Source organism: Tropicimonas aquimaris, assembly GCF_042676185.1.
GTDB lineage: Bacteria > Pseudomonadota > Alphaproteobacteria > Rhodobacterales > Rhodobacteraceae > Tropicimonas > Tropicimonas aquimaris.
On sequence record NZ_JBHTJT010000052.1, the window covers coordinates 1 to 15,642 of the forward strand.

Consider the following 15,642-nt stretch of genomic DNA (forward strand, 5'->3'; position numbering starts at 1 on the left):
CCGCGAGCCGCGCCACGGCATAGTCCAGCGCCTCCAGCTCCGCGTCGCCGCCGAGCCGCATCCGTGCAATCGGCTGCTCGCGCAGCTTCCACCGCTTGCGCCGCTCCTCGTCCTCGAAGACCTCCACCGCATGCGGAAACGCCTGCTCCAGCGCCGCCGTCATCCGCTGCGCCGTCCGATGGCTGACCCCGAACCGCTCCGCAAGGCGCTGCGCCGTGCGGTGCGAACAGCCGAAGGCGTCCTCGATATCCTTCAGGCTGACGCTGCCGTGCCGCACCGCCGCCATCTGGGCCAGGTGGATCAGCTGCAGAGCCTTGTTGAACGACATGCGACCCCCGGTGACTGACGCAGACATTGTCACTCCGGCACGGTGCACGGTGGCGCGGCGCGCGGCACGAAACGCGTCGCGTCGCCGCCTTCGCCCTTGCGGGCAATTCTCCGGCGGAGCCTTGCGGGAATGTCACGGGACAGCGTTGAGGCGCAAGAAGAAACCATAGTGTCAATCCCCCCGGTTTCAGCGGGGCTTGATCGTGGAATTCACGCGGCCAGTTTCAGTTTCTGTGCGGGAGATATCCCGTCTATACCCATGTTCGGGCGTTCATGGTTGTAGGACCAGAGCTATTCAGTGGCAATCTCGGGCGCCACGATGCCCCGGCAGTCCTTCTGCGCGAAGCCGCATGGCTTCTCTGATCGTCCGAATTGGCAATCTCTTCATGGGGCTCCCTCCCATTCCCAACAGGGTGGAAGTTAGCCGGTCAAGGATCGCCTCAAAGCAGCCCCGAACCCCTTCATCAGGGGTGGCCGGACGCCCAATTCGGGTAGCCGGGTCACCCGGCATGCACATCCGAGTCGCGCCAAGTTGCACAGCCCTCAAGATGCCTGGCGACTTGCGACCGCAGCCATCGCGACCTGGCCGAGCTGGTATTTTTCGGCCGTTTTCTCGCCTGTCTAATGACAGGCGATCATCGCTATCCTGACGCCGGCGCCCCCCTCGGTGACGGCGAGGTCGGTGTGCAACATCGAGCGGGTGGTCGTGAACGAGTTTCCGGTAAGCTCCTTGTAGCGTCGCGGCGCGTAGGACCTGGCTGATGGCGTACCGTTGAAGTGGACGAAGAGCGGCCGATGAAGTCGCAGCACGTCGTCCCGGAGCTTCGGGAGAAGGGTATGCGGGCCGTCTACGACACAATGCCGGCGGAGGGCGTGCTGCCCGAACTGTAGAACGCTGCAAAGGCGACCGATGTGAACTGACGGTCCGACGGCGGGTCAATAATCCCCCACGGCAGGCTGATGCCCTACCTTTGAAAGTTGCCAGGCCTGGGGAGGGACCCTGAGAAAAGGTCAATGTTCACAACGGCAGGCAAAGCAGTGGGCAACGTCTATTCCTGCCTGATAGAAAAAACTTCAATTGCACCAATGCCAGCTATTTGTTGAATTTTTTTCGCGCGGTCGTGATTTTTGTCCAGTTAAATCTATATCCTTCTAAGTCCGACTGGCTATGACGACCACACGTCGGCCCATGCTTTGGCCGCTTCAGCCCGCTCATCGATCAAACTTGAAATTTCAGTCCGGACCCTTTCAATATCAACATCGTTGCGAATAAGCTCCCTGTGGAACCTTTTTTCGAGGTCTTCATACTTCTTTGAGATGTCGAGCATGGATGCTAGAAATTCGCCGTATAGAAGGAACATGTCATTTACTGCATCGGCTTTTGGAGTGCCCTCCGGAAACTGCTCCTTGTGATGCATAGAGGTTACCTCAACAAAAGAATTGAACTCCGCTCGTTTCTGGTCACCCAAAAGTTTCACAAGTTGAAAGCCAAGATAGAGCCTCTCTTCAAAACCATAGAACTAGTCGCCCACGTGCAGAAGTCCTTTACCCAACGGAGCGGCAACCATGGCCCTGATCGCGAACTTACCCGTAAAGGATGTATCCTCCGCACCGAAGAGCCGATTCATTACCAAGGCATAAATTTCGGGATCGGTTGAGTTGTTTAAATGGCGTACATCTGCGACCCAACCGGATAGCTCAATGAGGCTCTCGATGAGCGTTTGGCGCTGCTCTTCCCAGGTAACTCCTTCTGCAATTTTTCCGAGCCTTTGTTTAAACTCATTTTTGTATAGGTTGTGAACTGAAGCGCCTTGATCATTAACCTGGTAGAAAACTTCTTTCTCCCGAGAGATGATATCTGGGGTGTCCAGATGCACTGCTGCCTTCGAAAGCAGTTCTTCGAATGAGAAGGGCTTTCGCATCAATACCTTAAACAGTGTTTTCATATTTGTGCCCGCAATCCAGTTTCCCGTGCGCAAGCGGAACAAGATATAGCACATCCTCAGTGGAGATGTGGGTGCCCGCCGACCTGTCACCAACCTTGGTCGACCGAATAAACAGGAACGTCAATGCGCCAAGATCGTCCCGTCGCTGCCGCTGTCCATCGCCGGCGGCCTGTGGCCCAAGTTGTCGGAACCGGGCTGCGGGCGGCATGAGGGCACGCCGGTGCCCCCCCAATGTTCCAAAGAGCGGATTGTGGGCCAGGGTTGACGAGGCTCATCCCCGACAACCCCGTCACGCCGGAAGCCTCTGCAAACCGCTCTTTCCGCTCCTACGGCCGACCGACAAGACGGAGGCGGAGACGCTGTTGGCTCGGTTGATCCGGAGGAAGGATGTTTGGCGTTCTGGGAGCGGGCGACGAATGAATTCCGCTGCCGCGCAACGGGCTAGGGGGTGACGCGCCGTCGAAAAAAATTTCGAAAAAAATTTTGGAGGGCTCGGCTGTGTATGGCTCGGCCTCTGCCGCCGCCCCGAGAGGCTCATGGGTAGGGGGTGGGGGGTGTTCTGCGGAACACATCACGACCGGAAAACCGGTCAGTAAGGCAGCGAAACTCGGGCCACCCCCCGGGCCACCATTGGAGGCCATGCAGAGCAAAGGTGGCCCAGAATGGACGCAACCATTTGATGTAATTGGAAGATTTGGCTCCGGCGGTAGGGATCGAACCTACGACCAATTGATTAACAGTCAACTGCTCTACCGCTGAGCTACGCCGGAACACGGGGGGCGATATAGCAACGGGGTTTGGGGGCGTCCAGAGGTAATTTCACATTTCCGTCGGGTCCGGGCGATCTCGGTCAGATGCGGCGAAAACGTGCGGCTGGGGAGGGATTGCCGTCGCAGGCGACTATGCCGCGGGCAACGAGATCCAGCAGGTGAGCGAAGACGTTTCGGGCTGCGGCCGGCAGAAGTGCTGGGGGCGTGTCGGTGTAGATTCGGCGGGTGAGGGTGTCGATGGACTGCGCTTCGGGGCCGAGTTCTTGGAGCAGCCGGGCCTCGCGGCTGCGGCGATGGGCGACCAGCCAGGCGAGGCGTGCTGCAGGCTCCTCGACCGGATCGCCATGGCCGGGATAGTAGATGCGATCCCCGCGCTCCGCGAGGCGGGCGCAAGTGGCCATGAAGGCCGTCAGGTCGCCGTCAGGCGGAGAGACCATCGAGGACGCCCATCCCATCACGTGATCGCCCGTGAAGAGCGCCTCCTCCCAGGCGAATGCCAGATGGTTCGACGCATGGCCCGGCGTATGGAGGGCGCGCAGGGTCCAGCCGGCGCCCCGGATCTCTTCGCCATCGGCCAGCAGGCGGTCGGGCTCGAAGGCGAGGTCCGCCCCTTCGCCGCCACCCGAAAGTCCGTCCGTCGCGAGCTGCGCCATCATCGGGGAGCGCCCGGCCTCGTGGCGACCAAATCCCAGCACCTCGGCCGCGGTTGTTTCCGCGAGCCGACGGGCGAGGGGAGAATGATCGAGATGGGAATGGGTGACGAGGATATGCGAGATGCGTTCTCCGGGCTCCAGCGCGGCGAGAATCGCCTCGTGATGCGCCGCAAGGTCCGGCCCGGGGTCGATCACCGCGACCTCTCCCACGCCGACGATATAGGTATTGGTGCCCTGATAGGTCATCGGCGAGGGATTGGGGGCGAGCACGCGACGCAGCCCGGGCTCGGGGCGGGATAGACGGTTGGAGGCGGGATCGGTCATTTCGGGATTTCTCTCGGGATGGCGGGGCGCTAGCCTTGTGCCATGAATTTCAGCTGGCTCAAACGTTCCATGCCGATGGGCCTCTATGGCCGCGCGGCGCTCATTCTGGTGATTCCGGTCGCGGTCCTGGTGGTCGTGGTTTCGCTGGTTTTCATCCAGCGCCATTTCGAAGACGTCACCCAGCAGCTTACCCGCGGGATCGTTCTGGAGCTGCGCGAGGCGGTCGAGTTGATCGAGGCAGAGCCCGATCTCGAGGCCGGGCTCCGCGCCGTTCAACCGCTGGTGACGACCCTGGGGTTCACGGTGGAGCCGGTGACGGAATCGCAACTCGGCGATCGGCGTGTATTCTATGACGTGTCCGGGCGGATGGTCATCGACACGCTGCGCGACGGACTGCCCGGGGTTCAGGCCATCGACCTTACGGAATCCAGCCGCCGGGTTGTGGTGCAACTGGATACCGCAAAAGGTCCGGTCGAGGCCAGTATCGACCGGCGGCGGGCCTCGGCCTCCAACCCGCACCAGTTTCTTGTGCTGATGGCCACGATCGGCGTCCTGATGACCGGGATCGCGTTTCTCTACCTGCGCAACCAGCTTCGGCCCATCACCCGGCTGGCGGATGCGGCCGAAGCCTTCGGCAAGGGGCGGCTCGTGCCCTACAAGCCCTCCGGGGCGCTCGAGGTCAGGGCTGCCGGCCGGGCCTTTCTCGACATGCGCGCGCGGATCGAGCGCCAGATCGAGCAGCGCACCCTGATGCTGTCCGGGGTCAGCCATGATCTCAGGACACCGCTGACGCGGATGAAGTTGGCGCTCTCCATGATGGAGGAGAACGAGGACGTCAGGGAGATGCAGCGCGATGTGCAGGACATGGAAGTGCTGATCGATGCATTCCTTGATTTCGCGCGCTCCGATCAGCAGGAGGACCCGAAGCCGGTCGCGCCGGGCGTGATCGCGCGCAAGGTGGTGGAACAGGCGCTCCGCACCGGCGGAGATGTGCGACTGTCCCTTCCGAAGGAGGCCGAGGAAGAAGTGCTGCTGCGGGGGGCATCGGTGGAACGCGCCCTGAGCAACCTTGTCGGCAACGCACTTCGCTATGGAAACCGGGCCGAAGTGTCGGTGCGGATGCTGCCGCGGTCGGCGATCTTCACTGTGGAGGATGACGGGCCGGGGATACCGGAGGTGGACAGGGAGCGCGCGACACGCCCTTTCACCCGGCTTGATGCGTCCCGAAACCAGGATCGGGGAACGGGCGTCGGCCTCGGTCTCTCCATTGCCCGCGACATCGCGCGGCGACACGGAGGGACCCTCAACCTCGGAGACAGCGAACGCCTTGGAGGGCTCCGGGCGGAACTGGTTCTGGCGCGCTAGCGGAGCGGGTGGGCGCCCGGGAACCTGCTGCCGAAATGTGTGGATGAAGCGCGACAGATCGTCCGACCGTCCGACGGGCATCCCGCCCACGCCACGTCAACAGCCCAGACGCGCGTCGTGATCATGCCCGACAAAGGCCGCGCCAGAGGCCCGAACGGACTGGTAGCGGTAACATTCGCGAGATCGCGGTCGTTGTCTAGAACGGGTCGCATCTTAGAGCACGCAATCCAGCAATGCCGTCTGGGAGGTTGACGGGTGCATTCCTGCGGATCATTCACGAGATGCAAGGGCGCTCTCTGGCGCCAAGTCCCATTCGCTTCAGGACCTTTTTCATGACTGCGATGTTGTCGTCCCTCAACGAAGTCGCCCTGACGGTGATCGCGATCTCGATCAGCGGCGCGCTCGGGCTGCTGTTCGGCCGGATCCACGTGCGCGGCGTGGGGCTCGGGATCGGCGGTGTGCTTTTCGCCGGTATTGCGCTCGGGGATATCTCCTCACGCCTTGGGCTGCACTACAGCGCCGAGATGATGGAGTTTGTCCGCGAGTTCGGACTGATCCTATTCGTCTTCACAATCGGCATCCAGGTCGGGCCGGGCTTCTTTGCATCGCTCCGGAAGTCCGGCATGCAGCTCAACATCGCGGCGGCGTCCATCGTCTGCCTTGGCGTCCTGGTGACGGTGGCGATCCACTACGCCTTCGGGGTACCGGTTCCGGCGCTGGTGGGGCTGATGTCCGGGGCGGTGACGAACACGCCGGGGCTCGGCGCCGCGACGCAGGCGCTGACCGACATGGGGGCCGGCCCGGGCGCCGTGGCGCAGCCCTCGCTCGGCTATGCCGTGGCCTATCCCTTCGGCATCCTCGGCATCCTGCTGACCATGCTGCTGGTGCGTTTCCTAACCCGGGTGGACGTCGATGCGGAGGCCGCCGCTTATGACGCCGAGCGGCGCAAGGGGGCGAGCGCGCTGCCCTCGATCAACGTGGTGATCCGCAACCCGAACCTCGACGGGCTGGAGCTTGGCGCAGTGCCCGGGCTCTACGATCAGGGTGTCGTTGCCTCCCGGATGAAGTCGGGGGGCGAGCTGATCCTACCGCGCCGCGAGACGCGGGTCCGGGTCGGCGACATGCTGCACCTCGTGGGCACGCCGGAGCGCCTCGAGGCGATGCGGCTGATCCTCGGCGAGGAGACCGACGCGGAACTGACCACCAAGGGCACCCAGATGGCATGGGCCCGCGTGGTGGTGACGGATCGCAAGGTCGTCGGGCACCGGCTGCGGTCGCTCGGGCTGGAGGAAGCCCACGGGGTGACCGTCTCGCGCATCCTGCGAGCCGGGCTGGAGCTGCCCGTGCTGGCCGACACCACGCTGGAGTTCGGCGATATCGTCACCGTGGTAGGCAGCAAGGAGACGGTGCAGGACGTGCGCGGCGTGCTGGGGGACCAGTCGAAGCGCCTCGACGAAGTGGATTTCCCGGGGCTCTTCGTGGGGCTCGCGCTCGGCGTGCTGCTGGGAAGTATCCCGCTTGCGGTGCCCGGCCTGCCGGCGCCTCTGAAACTCGGGCTGGCCGGCGGACCGCTGGTCGTCGCGATCCTGCTCGGCCGGCTGGGCCATTGGGGCCCGTTCATGTGGTTCATGCCGCCGGTCGCCAACCACGCGATGCGCGAATTCGGGATCATCCTGTTCCTCGCGGTGGTCGGCCTGAAGGCGGGGGACCAGTTCCTCGATACGTTGCTGAATGGCGACGGCGTGGCCTGGGTCGGCTACGGGGTGCTGATCACGCTGATCCCGCTGGTCGTGGTCGGATTCGTGGCGCGGCTCGTGTTCAAGTTCAACTACCTGACGCTCTGCGGCGTGCTCTCGGGCTCGATGACCGACCCGCCGGCGCTTGCCTTCGCCAACGCGCAGAGTTCCTCGCCTGCGTCGTCCATCGCCTATGCGACGGTTTATCCGCTGGTCATGGGCCTGAGGATCTTTGCGCCCCAGCTCATCGTCCTGTTGCTGCTCTAGGCCGGCAACAGGCGCGCAATACCCGTCGGCCATCTTTCGCACGGGGAATCATGCCTCCGGCCGGAATAACCCCGGACGGAAGAGGCGCCTTCCGGGTCTAGCCGATCAGGAACTCTTCCATACGGTCGAGCGCGCGAGTGATGTTCTCCCGGCTGTTGGCATAGCTCAGACGGATATAGCCTTCGCCCAGGATCCCGAAGTCCGGGCCGCCGATCGTCGCCACACCCGCCTTTTCCAGCAGTTCCGAGGCCAACGGCTTTGCCTTCCAGCCGGTCTCGCGGATGTTCGGGAAGGCGTAGAATGCGCCCTTGGGCGTGGCGCAGGTGACGCCGGGCAGGGCGTTCAGTCCCTCGACGACGAGTCTCCGCCGCGCATCGAACTCCGCGACCATGGCGGCCACCGCATCCTGCGGGCCGGTCAGTGCCTCGATCGCGGCGTATTGCGCCGGGGCGTTCACGCAGGACCAGGCATTGACCGCCAGCTTGCGCGCCTTGTCGTAAAGCCCGTCGGGCCAGACCGAGTACCCGAGCCGCCAGCCGGTCATGGCATAAGTCTTGGACCAGCCGTTCAGCAGGATCAGCCGGTCGCGGATCTCGGGGAAGGTCAGCAGGCTGACGTGTTCCTCGCCATCGTAGAGCAGCTGGTCGTAGATCTCGTCCGACATCACGGCGACCTGGGGATGCTCGGCCAGCCCGATGACGAGCGTCTCGATCTCGCCGCGCGGGGTCACGCCACCGCAGGGGTTGGCTGGGGAATTGAGGATCAGAAGCCGCGTGCGGGACGTGATCAGCGAGAGCGTCTCCTCGGCCGAAACCGCAAAGCCGTTCTCCTCGCGGATCGGCACCGGCACTGGCGTGGCGCCGGTGAACTCGATCATGGAACGGTAGATCGGAAAGCCCGGGTCCGGGTAGAGGATCTCCGCACCGGGTTCGCCGAACATCAGGATCGCGGCGAACATCGTCACCTTGCCGCCCGGCACCACCAGCACGCGGTCCGGGTCGACCTGCGCGCCGAGGCGACGGTCGAGGTCTGCCGCCACCGCCTCGCGCAGGGCCGGCAGGCCGGTGGCGGGGGTGTAGCCGTGATGGCCGTCGCGCAGCGCCTTGATCGCGGCCTCGACGATGTTCGGCGGGGTCGGGAAATCCGGCTGGCCGATGCCGAGGTTGATCACGTCCATCCCGCCGGCGGCGAGCGCGCCGGCCCGGGCCAGGACGGCAAAGGCGTTCTCCTCGCCTATGCGGTCAAAACCCGAGATGGTCTGGAGGGCGGCGCTCATGCCTCCCACGCCCGCGCCACCTGGCGCTGCTCGCCCAACCCCTGCACGCCAAGGCGCATCTCGTCGCCCGGTTGAAGGTAGCGCGGCGGTTTCATCCCCATGCCAACGCCCGGCGGCGTGCCGGTGGAGATCAGATCGCCGGGCTCGAGCGTCAGGAAGCGGCTGAGATGGGAGATGATCTCGGCCACCGAGAAGATCATCTTGGAAGTGCTCCCGGTCTGGACCCGCTCGCCGTTGAGATCGAGAAACAGGTCCAGCGCCTGAGGGTCCGGCACTTCTTCCGGGGTCACCAGCCAGGGGCCGACCGGGGCGAAGCTGTCGCAGGACTTTCCCTTGACCCACTGGCCGCCCATCTCGATCTGGAAGGCGCGTTCGGAGACGTCGTTGACCACGCAATACCCCGCCACGCAGTCCAGCGCCTCTTCCACGCTGACATGCTGCACACGCCGGCCGATCACCACGCCGAGTTCGACCTCCCAGTCGGTCTTCTCTGAGCCCTTGGGAATTGTAACCGGGTCGTTCGCACCGGAGGCCGGGCACATCTTCATGAACAGGATCGGCTGCTCGGGGATCGGCAGGCCGGATTCCTTCGCGTGGTCGGAATAGTTGAGCCCGATGCCGAAGATCCGCCGGATATCCGCGAGAATCGGGGCGTAGTCGATTTCGTCGAGCAGGGGGAGATCGTCCAGCTCCAGCGCTTCGAGCGGCGCGAGCCCGCCATAGGCAATGCTGTCGCAGGTGAAATCGCCGATATGGCCTTCGAGGCTTCGCAGGCGGCCTTCGGCGTCGACGGCGGCCGGCACGATGCCATCCGCGGTCCGTATGCGGCAGAGTTTCATGGTCTTCTCCCTGTTGCCAACGCACCCGAATGGCCAGGTCCGGCGGGTGCCCTTTGCGGGCAGGGAACCGCATTCGCCGCGCGGTCGCAAGCCGGATCGCAGGGGCAAGGCCGTGGTACGACGTATGGCTTGTATCACCCGCGCCGATCCCTTATGCGAGGCGACCATATCCCGCTGGTGAAAAGGCAAAGCGTTCCACGATGGCGACACTCATGGTCAGCCCTCGACCAGACGGTCTTACCGTCGCCCCGGGCCGGTCCGCCGGCCTGACCGGCAGGAACGCGCGCGCTCAGATCCACCCCCATGCCGCAAGACAATATCGGTCCAGCGCGCTGACCTTCGCCGCCGACGGCGCCCTATTGGTGCTTTCGGAAGGGAACGCGCACAGACCCCCCGCCAGGAGATCGTGATGGAAATTCGTGAGGCGCTGACCTTCGACGACGTGCTGCTTGTTCCTGCCGAAAGCCGGGTGCTGCCCTCCCAGGCAGACACCTCGACACGCGCTACGCGGTCGATCCGGATGAACATTCCGCTGCTGAGCTCGGCGATGGACACGGTGACCGAGGCCCGCATGGCGATCGCAATGGCGCAGGCCGGTGGCATCGGGGTGCTGCACCGGAACCTCGGCGTCGAGGAACAGGCGCAGCAGGTGCGCCGGGTCAAGCGCTTCGAGAGCGGCGTGGTCTACAACCCCGTGACCCTCACCCCGGACCAGACGCTGGCCGACGCCAAGGCGCTGCAGGATCGCTACAACATCACCGGCTTCCCGGTGGTCGACGAAAGGGGCCTCGTCGTCGGCATCGTCACCAACCGCGACATGCGTTTCGCAAATGACGACGCGACGCCGGTCAAGGCGATGATGACAAAAGAGAAGCTGGCGATCCTCACCGAGCCTGCCGACCTGGCCGAGGCGCGGGCGATGATGCGCGAGCGGCGGATCGAGAAACTCCTGGTGACCGACAAGAACGGCAAGCTCACTGGTCTGCTGACGCTCAAGGACATCGAACAGGCAGTGCTCAACCCGCAGGCCTGCAAGGACGCGCTCGGCCGTCTTCGGGTCGCCGCGGCCTCAACCGTGGGCGATGCCGGGTTCGAGCGCAGCGAGGCGCTGGTCGACGCTGGCGTCGACATGATCGTCATCGACACCGCGCACGGCCATTCCGAGGGCGTGGCGCGCGCCGTGGAGCGGGCCAAGAAGCTTTCCAACGAGGTCCAGATTGTCGCCGGCAACGTGGCGACGGGCGAGGCCACCCGGGCGCTGATCGACGCCGGGGCCGACGCGATCAAGGTCGGCATCGGGCCGGGCTCGATCTGTACCACGCGGATGGTCGCCGGGGTCGGCGTGCCGCAGCTCACCGCGATCGTCGATTGCGCCGCCGCAGCGGCCGCGCAGGACGTACCCGTGATCGCCGATGGCGGCATCAAGTTCTCGGGCGATTTCGCCAAGGCCATCGCCGCCGGCGCCTCCTGCGCCATGGTCGGCTCGATGCTGGCCGGCACGGATGAAAGCCCGGGCGAGGTGATCCTCTACCAGGGCCGCTCGTTCAAGGCGTATCGCGGCATGGGCTCGCTCGGAGCCATGGCCCGCGGCTCGGCCGACCGTTATTTCCAGAAGGACGCTGCGTCGGACAAGCTGGTGCCCGAGGGGATCGAGGGCCAGGTCGCCTACAAAGGCTCGGCCGGCGCGGTGATCCACCAGCTCGTCGGCGGCCTGCGGGCCGCCATGGGCTATACCGGCAAGGCCACGATCGACGAGATGCGCGGAAAGTGCGAGTTCGTCCGGATCACCGGGGCAGGGCTGAAGGAAAGCCACGTCCACGACGTCCAGATCACGCGCGAGAGCCCGAACTATCGGCTCGGGTGACCAGACGCCTTCACGAAGCATCTCAGTTCAGCACGAATAAGGGCGGCCAGTTTGGCCGCCCTTTCTATTGACGATCCGTCGCTCCACCGGGCCAACGATCTTTCGTACGAAAGATCGTCGTCGCACCGCCCGTCGAACGGCAAAAGCTTCAGGCGAGCGCGCGGGCCCCGGCCTCGATCCGGCGATGGCCGGCCTCGCCATGCCAGAACCCGTTGGAGAAGGGGGCCTCCATGGCGATCTCCCCGAAACGCGCATCAGCCTCGGCAGCGCCGATGGCACCGTGTCTGAGCGCGTCGAACACTTTCGCTACAGCGACCATGTCCGTATCCTGCGGCATCAGGCGCAGATCGCTCACGCCCATCTCCGCCATGGCAGGCACTTCCCCGGCAAGATTGACATAGGAATGCGAGAGCGTCTGGATGCCGTTCACACGAAGGAAGGACTCCCCGTTGCGGGTGTCGAGCGGTAGCCCGTCGGCATGGTCGCCACAGACGAACTGGCAATTGTCCTTGGTCCGTCCGAAGGCCCGCGCATGGTAGCAGCGCGCCGAGGTGGCCAGTCCGGCACGGCCGAAGACCTGGACCTCCAGCCCGACGCCAAGCTTGCCGGCCTCCGCGGCCATCAGTTCCACCGATGCAGCCGGCAGTTCCACAGGCACCGTCACATGGGTCGCGCCGCGCGCCACCATGTGGGCCATCGTCTCGGCGTTATAAACGTTCATGAAGGGGCCGATCCGGTGATGGCGCCCGGACTCCAGGTGGAACAGCCCGGCGGCATTGTTGATCTCGATCTCGAACTCGCCCTGCTGCACCAGATCGGCACAGGCCTTGCGTTCGCGCTTCAGCATCACCTCTGCCAGCCCGCAGAGCACGACACTTTTGCCGGCCCGGGTCAGCCGCTCGGCGACAACGTCGATGTGCTGGTCGAAAAAGGGTTGCCGTTTGGAGCAGATCACCTCGCCGAGGTAGACCGTGTCCACCGGCGCCTCATCGGCGATCCGGGCATAGAAATCGAGCTTGCGCTCCTCGCTCCAGAAATACTGGATCGGTCCGATCGTCAGTCTCGGGATCATGGTCTCACCGCCATTTCTTGGTCTGGAAGGCGCCTTCGGTCTGTTTCTGGCCCTCGGTCAGGGCAGCCAGGTCGGCAAGCGCGGGCTCGCGCCCGGCCCGGATATCGTCGACCGCGGCCCGGAAGGCCGCCACCACCTTCTTCACATAGGCGCGGCTGCGCTGCCGGCCTTCGATCTTGAATGCATCGACCCCGGCGTCCATCAGGGCCGGCAACAGGCGCGACAGGTTCAGGCTGATCGGTTCCTCGAAGGCATAGTAGCCATCCGGATGCTCCGAGTTGACATAACGGCCCTTGCAGATCGTCGGATAGCCGGCGCTCTCCTGCGGTCCGAAGCGGTCGATGGTGAAGGGGCCAAGGCGGGTCGACATGCCATCGTCGGCGTCCCGCCGGTACTCGACAAGATGGGCGGGCGAGCAGACACCGTCCATGTTTGTGGAAAGCCCTGTCGCGTAGTTTGTCAGCGAGCAGCGTCCCTCGACCATCAGCCCATGGTTGCCGAAGATGAAGGTCTCGATCTCGCAGGGAATCTCGGACTTGATCTCGCGGATCTCGGGGATCGTCAGAATGCGCGGCAGGACCACACGCTTCACGCCGAATTCCCGCACGTAGTAGCAGATCGCGTCGGGGCTGGCGGCGGCCGCTTGGACCGAGAGGTGGAGGCGGATATCGGGATGGGTCTCGGCGATATAGGCGGCAACGCCCATGTCGGCCACGATGAAGGCATCCACCCCGAGGTCGGCGCCCAGGTCGGCCGCCTCGCGCCACAGACCGAACTTGCCCGCCGGCGGATAGGTGTTGAGCGCGAGAAGGATACGCGCGCCCTTGGAATGCGCATATTCAACGGCCTTGCCAAGCTCTTGCGGCGTGAAATTCAGGCCGGGAAAGTTTCGCGCATTGGTCGCGTTCTGAAATCCGCAATAGATCGAATCCGCTCCCGCATCGACCGCCGTCCGCAACGCGGCGGGGGTCCCGGCGGGGCAGACGAGTTCACCTGCTGTCATGTCCTCATACACTCTCAAGTTTTGGCCCGTGGGCCATGTCTCGCATCCGGCGAAGCGCCATGCGGCCGGGGGCGCCGAACATCCCGGCGACGTCCTCGGCGATCGAGCCCTCGACGTCGTCGAGCGCGTTGCGCAGGGTCACGATGGCCTCGGTGTCGCCGGTGATCTCCAGCTCGCGCGAAAAGAAGATCGCGTCGCCGTCGACCTCGGCATCCAGCATCCGCAGAAGCGTCAGCACGTCGCCCGCGATATGCGCGTCATGCTTCGGAAGCCGATCCTTGCGCACAGCCCGGAAAACCAGCGCCCGCGGGTTCGGTCGCAGGTGCAGCGCGAGCGGCAGGTCCTTGAGATCGATGATGAAATCGGTGCGCTGGTGCGGACCGAGGCGGTCGAACAGTTCCGGATGCCGCGCGGCGACCCGTCGGACGATCCGGTAGAGCACCGGTTGCAGGGGCAGCAGCGGCACCGGCAGGTCGGCAAACCGGCCCCACAAGGCCGCGAAGGTTTCTCTTGGATCGCTCATGACGCGTCTTTCCACCCGGTTTCCTGGGGCGGTCGCCCGGTCTGGCACACCGTTGCCAAGTGTCGGCATTCAGGGCGAATGGGGACACCGCGGCAGCGGCGAAGCGTGAGTGATCGGGCCGGGCGGCGGCCGATGACCAGAGGTCTAGACCCGGCCGGGGGACCGGGACAACCCGAAGATGGGCGCAGGATCAGGGATGAACGAAGGCAAATCGTCGCGCGTGCGGCGCGGTGTCAGGCGGCCTCGACCGCCGCGGCCAACGCCACTGCCGTTGCCTCGAAGGCCAGCAGGATGGAGGCATGCCGGTTGGTGAATTCGCGTGCCGGCAGAAGCACTTCGAGATCGCCGAAGGGGGCGTCGGGGACCGGGCCGTTCTCCCGGAGCATGGCGGCGAGCTGGTCCCGGCCGCGGTCGATCTCGTCGCGGCTGCGCCCGATGACATGAGCGCCAAGCACCGACGCCGCGGCCTGTCCAAGCGCGCAGGCCTTCACGTCCTGGGCGAAGTCGGCGATGCGCCCGTTCTCGATCCGGAGGTCCACGGTGACGGTCGACCCACAGAGCGGGGAGCGGCGCCGCGCGGTCGCGGACGGCGCGTCCAGACGACCCAGATGCGGGATGTCTGCCGCAAGCGCGAGAATGCGCCCGGAATAGAGCTTGACGAGGTCCTTGTCGCTGGCCATTCCCTGTCCTCCGTGGCGCCTCTTTGAGTAAATACTCCGCATGGGGCAAATTGCAAAGGAACATCCCATGGCTTTCGATACGCAGAGCCTGCGCTTTGATGCACAGGGGCTGATTCCCGCCATCGCCCAGCAGGAAGGCACCGGCGAAGTGTTGATGATGGCCTGGATGAATGCAGAAGCGGTGGCGAAGACGCTCGAAACCGGGCGCGTAACTTACTGGTCTCGCTCGCGGAAATCCTTCTGGATCAAGGGAGAGACCTCCGGCCATGTGCAGGAACTGGTCGAGCTGCGCGTCGATTGCGACCGGGATTGTCTGCTGGTGATTGTGCGCCAGAGCGGACCGGCCTGCCACACGATGCGGCGGAGCTGCTTCTTCACGGCAATCCGCGATGGGGAGGAAGTCGAAATCCTCTCCCCAATAGTCTGAATATCCAAGGTTTCAGCGAGCAGGCCTGTAACCGCTGTTCTGGCCCCACCTCCCGCGCGGCTTCCTGATCTGAGATCGGCTCCTTCGGAGTGGATCAGGAAGGAGTTTCTCCATGGATGCTACATTGGAGGTTCTCACGGAGGATGGAGGCCGTCGGCGCAACCGCAAATGGCCTGATGCCGTGAAGGCGCGGATCGTGGCCGAGACCTTGCGCCCGGATGCAACGGTAGCAGCGGTCGCGCGGCGGCATGGGCTGAAGGCAAACCATCTGTCGGCATGGCGGACCTTGGCCCGGCAGGGCAAGCTGGTGCTTCCAGCACCGAAAGACGAGGTTGATTTCGCGGCGATGGTTCTTGCGGCCCCCTTGCCGGATGCCGGGCCAAGTGTGGACGAGCTCATCGAGATTGCCATGTGCCCGGTCACGGTCCGCTTGGCTGCGACCACCTCGGCGGTGCGCATTGCGGCGATTGCCCGTGCGCTGGCACAGACGGCATGATCCTTCCGTCGAACCGGGTGCGGAGCATGGTGGCGACCAAGCCCCGTGGACTTTCGCAAGGGACACGACGGGTT

The 15,642-nt window shown here is 64.6% G+C and carries 14 protein-coding genes, 1 tRNA gene and 1 pseudogene; 5 read left to right on the forward strand and 11 right to left on the reverse strand.

The genetic code is table 11. The annotated features are described in order from the left end of the window. The 5 genes and pseudogenes from ACFQ2S_RS22595 to ACFQ2S_RS22615 form a co-directional block, all read right to left on the reverse strand. A pseudogene (locus tag ACFQ2S_RS22595) lies at nt 1–328 on the reverse strand (hypothetical protein); the annotation flags it as partial. Nucleotides 329–1,493: 1,165 nt separating this feature from the next. Next, nucleotides 1,494–1,745, reverse strand: a complete 252-nt coding sequence (locus ACFQ2S_RS22600) for a hypothetical protein (protein WP_386078383.1) — start codon at nt 1,743–1,745, stop codon at nt 1,494–1,496. A 102-nt stretch (nt 1,746–1,847) separates the two neighbouring features. After that, nucleotides 1,848–2,315, reverse strand: a complete 468-nt coding sequence (locus tag ACFQ2S_RS22605; RefSeq protein WP_386078385.1) for a hypothetical protein — start codon at nt 2,313–2,315, stop codon at nt 1,848–1,850. Between the two features lie 653 nt (nt 2,316–2,968). Beyond that, a tRNA-Asn gene (locus ACFQ2S_RS22610) sits at nt 2,969–3,043 on the reverse strand. A gap of 80 nt (nt 3,044–3,123) precedes the next feature. After that, the gene (locus tag ACFQ2S_RS22615; protein ID WP_386078388.1) at nt 3,124–4,020 is read right to left on the reverse strand and encodes an MBL fold metallo-hydrolase; all 897 of its coding nucleotides are present in this window, start codon (nt 4,018–4,020) and stop codon (nt 3,124–3,126) included. A 42-nt stretch (nt 4,021–4,062) separates the two neighbouring features. Here ACFQ2S_RS22615 and ACFQ2S_RS22620 point away from each other — a divergent pair, with 42 nt between their 5' ends. Both ACFQ2S_RS22620 and ACFQ2S_RS22625 read left to right on the forward strand, forming a co-directional pair. Then, nucleotides 4,063–5,385, forward strand: coding sequence for an ATP-binding protein (locus ACFQ2S_RS22620; RefSeq protein WP_386078391.1), 1,323 nt, complete (start codon nt 4,063–4,065; stop codon nt 5,383–5,385). A 332-nt stretch (nt 5,386–5,717) separates the two neighbouring features. Then, nucleotides 5,718–7,388: a putative transporter gene (locus ACFQ2S_RS22625; RefSeq protein WP_386078394.1), complete on the forward strand. Its 1,671-nt coding sequence runs from the start codon at nt 5,718–5,720 to the stop codon at nt 7,386–7,388. A 97-nt stretch (nt 7,389–7,485) separates the two neighbouring features. Here the strand turns inward: ACFQ2S_RS22625 and ACFQ2S_RS22630 are convergent, their stop codons facing one another. Together ACFQ2S_RS22630 and ACFQ2S_RS22635 are read right to left on the reverse strand one after the other, a co-directional pair. Further along, nucleotides 7,486–8,664 (reverse strand): pyridoxal phosphate-dependent aminotransferase, encoded by a 1,179-nt coding sequence (locus ACFQ2S_RS22630; protein WP_386078397.1) that lies wholly within the window; start codon nt 8,662–8,664, stop codon nt 7,486–7,488. Further along, a complete protein-coding gene (locus ACFQ2S_RS22635; protein WP_386078400.1) occupies nt 8,661–9,503 on the reverse strand; it encodes a fumarylacetoacetate hydrolase family protein in 843 nt (280 codons plus the stop codon). The genes ACFQ2S_RS22630 and ACFQ2S_RS22635 overlap by 4 nt, the downstream gene beginning before the upstream one ends. 409 nt (nt 9,504–9,912) lie before the next feature. On the opposite strand from ACFQ2S_RS22635, the gene guaB reads away from it, so the two are divergent. Continuing rightward, nucleotides 9,913–11,367, forward strand: a complete 1,455-nt coding sequence (guaB, locus tag ACFQ2S_RS22640; RefSeq protein ID WP_386078403.1) for an IMP dehydrogenase — start codon at nt 9,913–9,915, stop codon at nt 11,365–11,367. Between the two features lie 148 nt (nt 11,368–11,515). Here the strand turns inward: guaB and ubiV are convergent, their stop codons facing one another. The 4 genes from ubiV to ACFQ2S_RS22660 form a co-directional block, all read right to left on the reverse strand. Next, entirely contained in the window at nt 11,516–12,439 is a 924-nt protein-coding gene (ubiV, locus tag ACFQ2S_RS22645) for a ubiquinone anaerobic biosynthesis protein UbiV (RefSeq protein ID WP_386078405.1), read from the reverse strand. A 4-nt stretch (nt 12,440–12,443) separates the two neighbouring features. Then, a complete protein-coding gene (ubiU, locus tag ACFQ2S_RS22650; protein WP_386078408.1) occupies nt 12,444–13,442 on the reverse strand; it encodes a ubiquinone anaerobic biosynthesis protein UbiU in 999 nt (332 codons plus the stop codon). A gap of 4 nt (nt 13,443–13,446) precedes the next feature. Continuing rightward, nucleotides 13,447–13,965, reverse strand: coding sequence for a ubiquinone anaerobic biosynthesis accessory factor UbiT (gene ubiT / locus ACFQ2S_RS22655; protein WP_386078411.1), 519 nt, complete (start codon nt 13,963–13,965; stop codon nt 13,447–13,449). Between the two features lie 233 nt (nt 13,966–14,198). Next, nucleotides 14,199–14,645 carry an iron-sulfur cluster assembly scaffold protein gene (locus ACFQ2S_RS22660; RefSeq protein ID WP_386078413.1) on the reverse strand — a complete coding sequence of 149 codons (447 nt, stop codon included), beginning with the start codon at nt 14,643–14,645 and terminating at the stop codon, nt 14,199–14,201. A 67-nt stretch (nt 14,646–14,712) separates the two neighbouring features. Here ACFQ2S_RS22660 and hisI point away from each other — a divergent pair, with 67 nt between their 5' ends. Both hisI and tnpA read left to right on the forward strand, forming a co-directional pair. After that, entirely contained in the window at nt 14,713–15,072 is a 360-nt protein-coding gene (gene hisI, locus ACFQ2S_RS22665; protein ID WP_386078416.1) for a phosphoribosyl-AMP cyclohydrolase, read from the forward strand. 112 nt (nt 15,073–15,184) lie between these two features. Further along, nucleotides 15,185–15,568: an IS66-like element accessory protein TnpA gene (gene tnpA, locus ACFQ2S_RS22670; protein WP_386078418.1), complete on the forward strand. Its 384-nt coding sequence runs from the start codon at nt 15,185–15,187 to the stop codon at nt 15,566–15,568. Nucleotides 15,569–15,642: the final 74 nt, after the last annotated feature.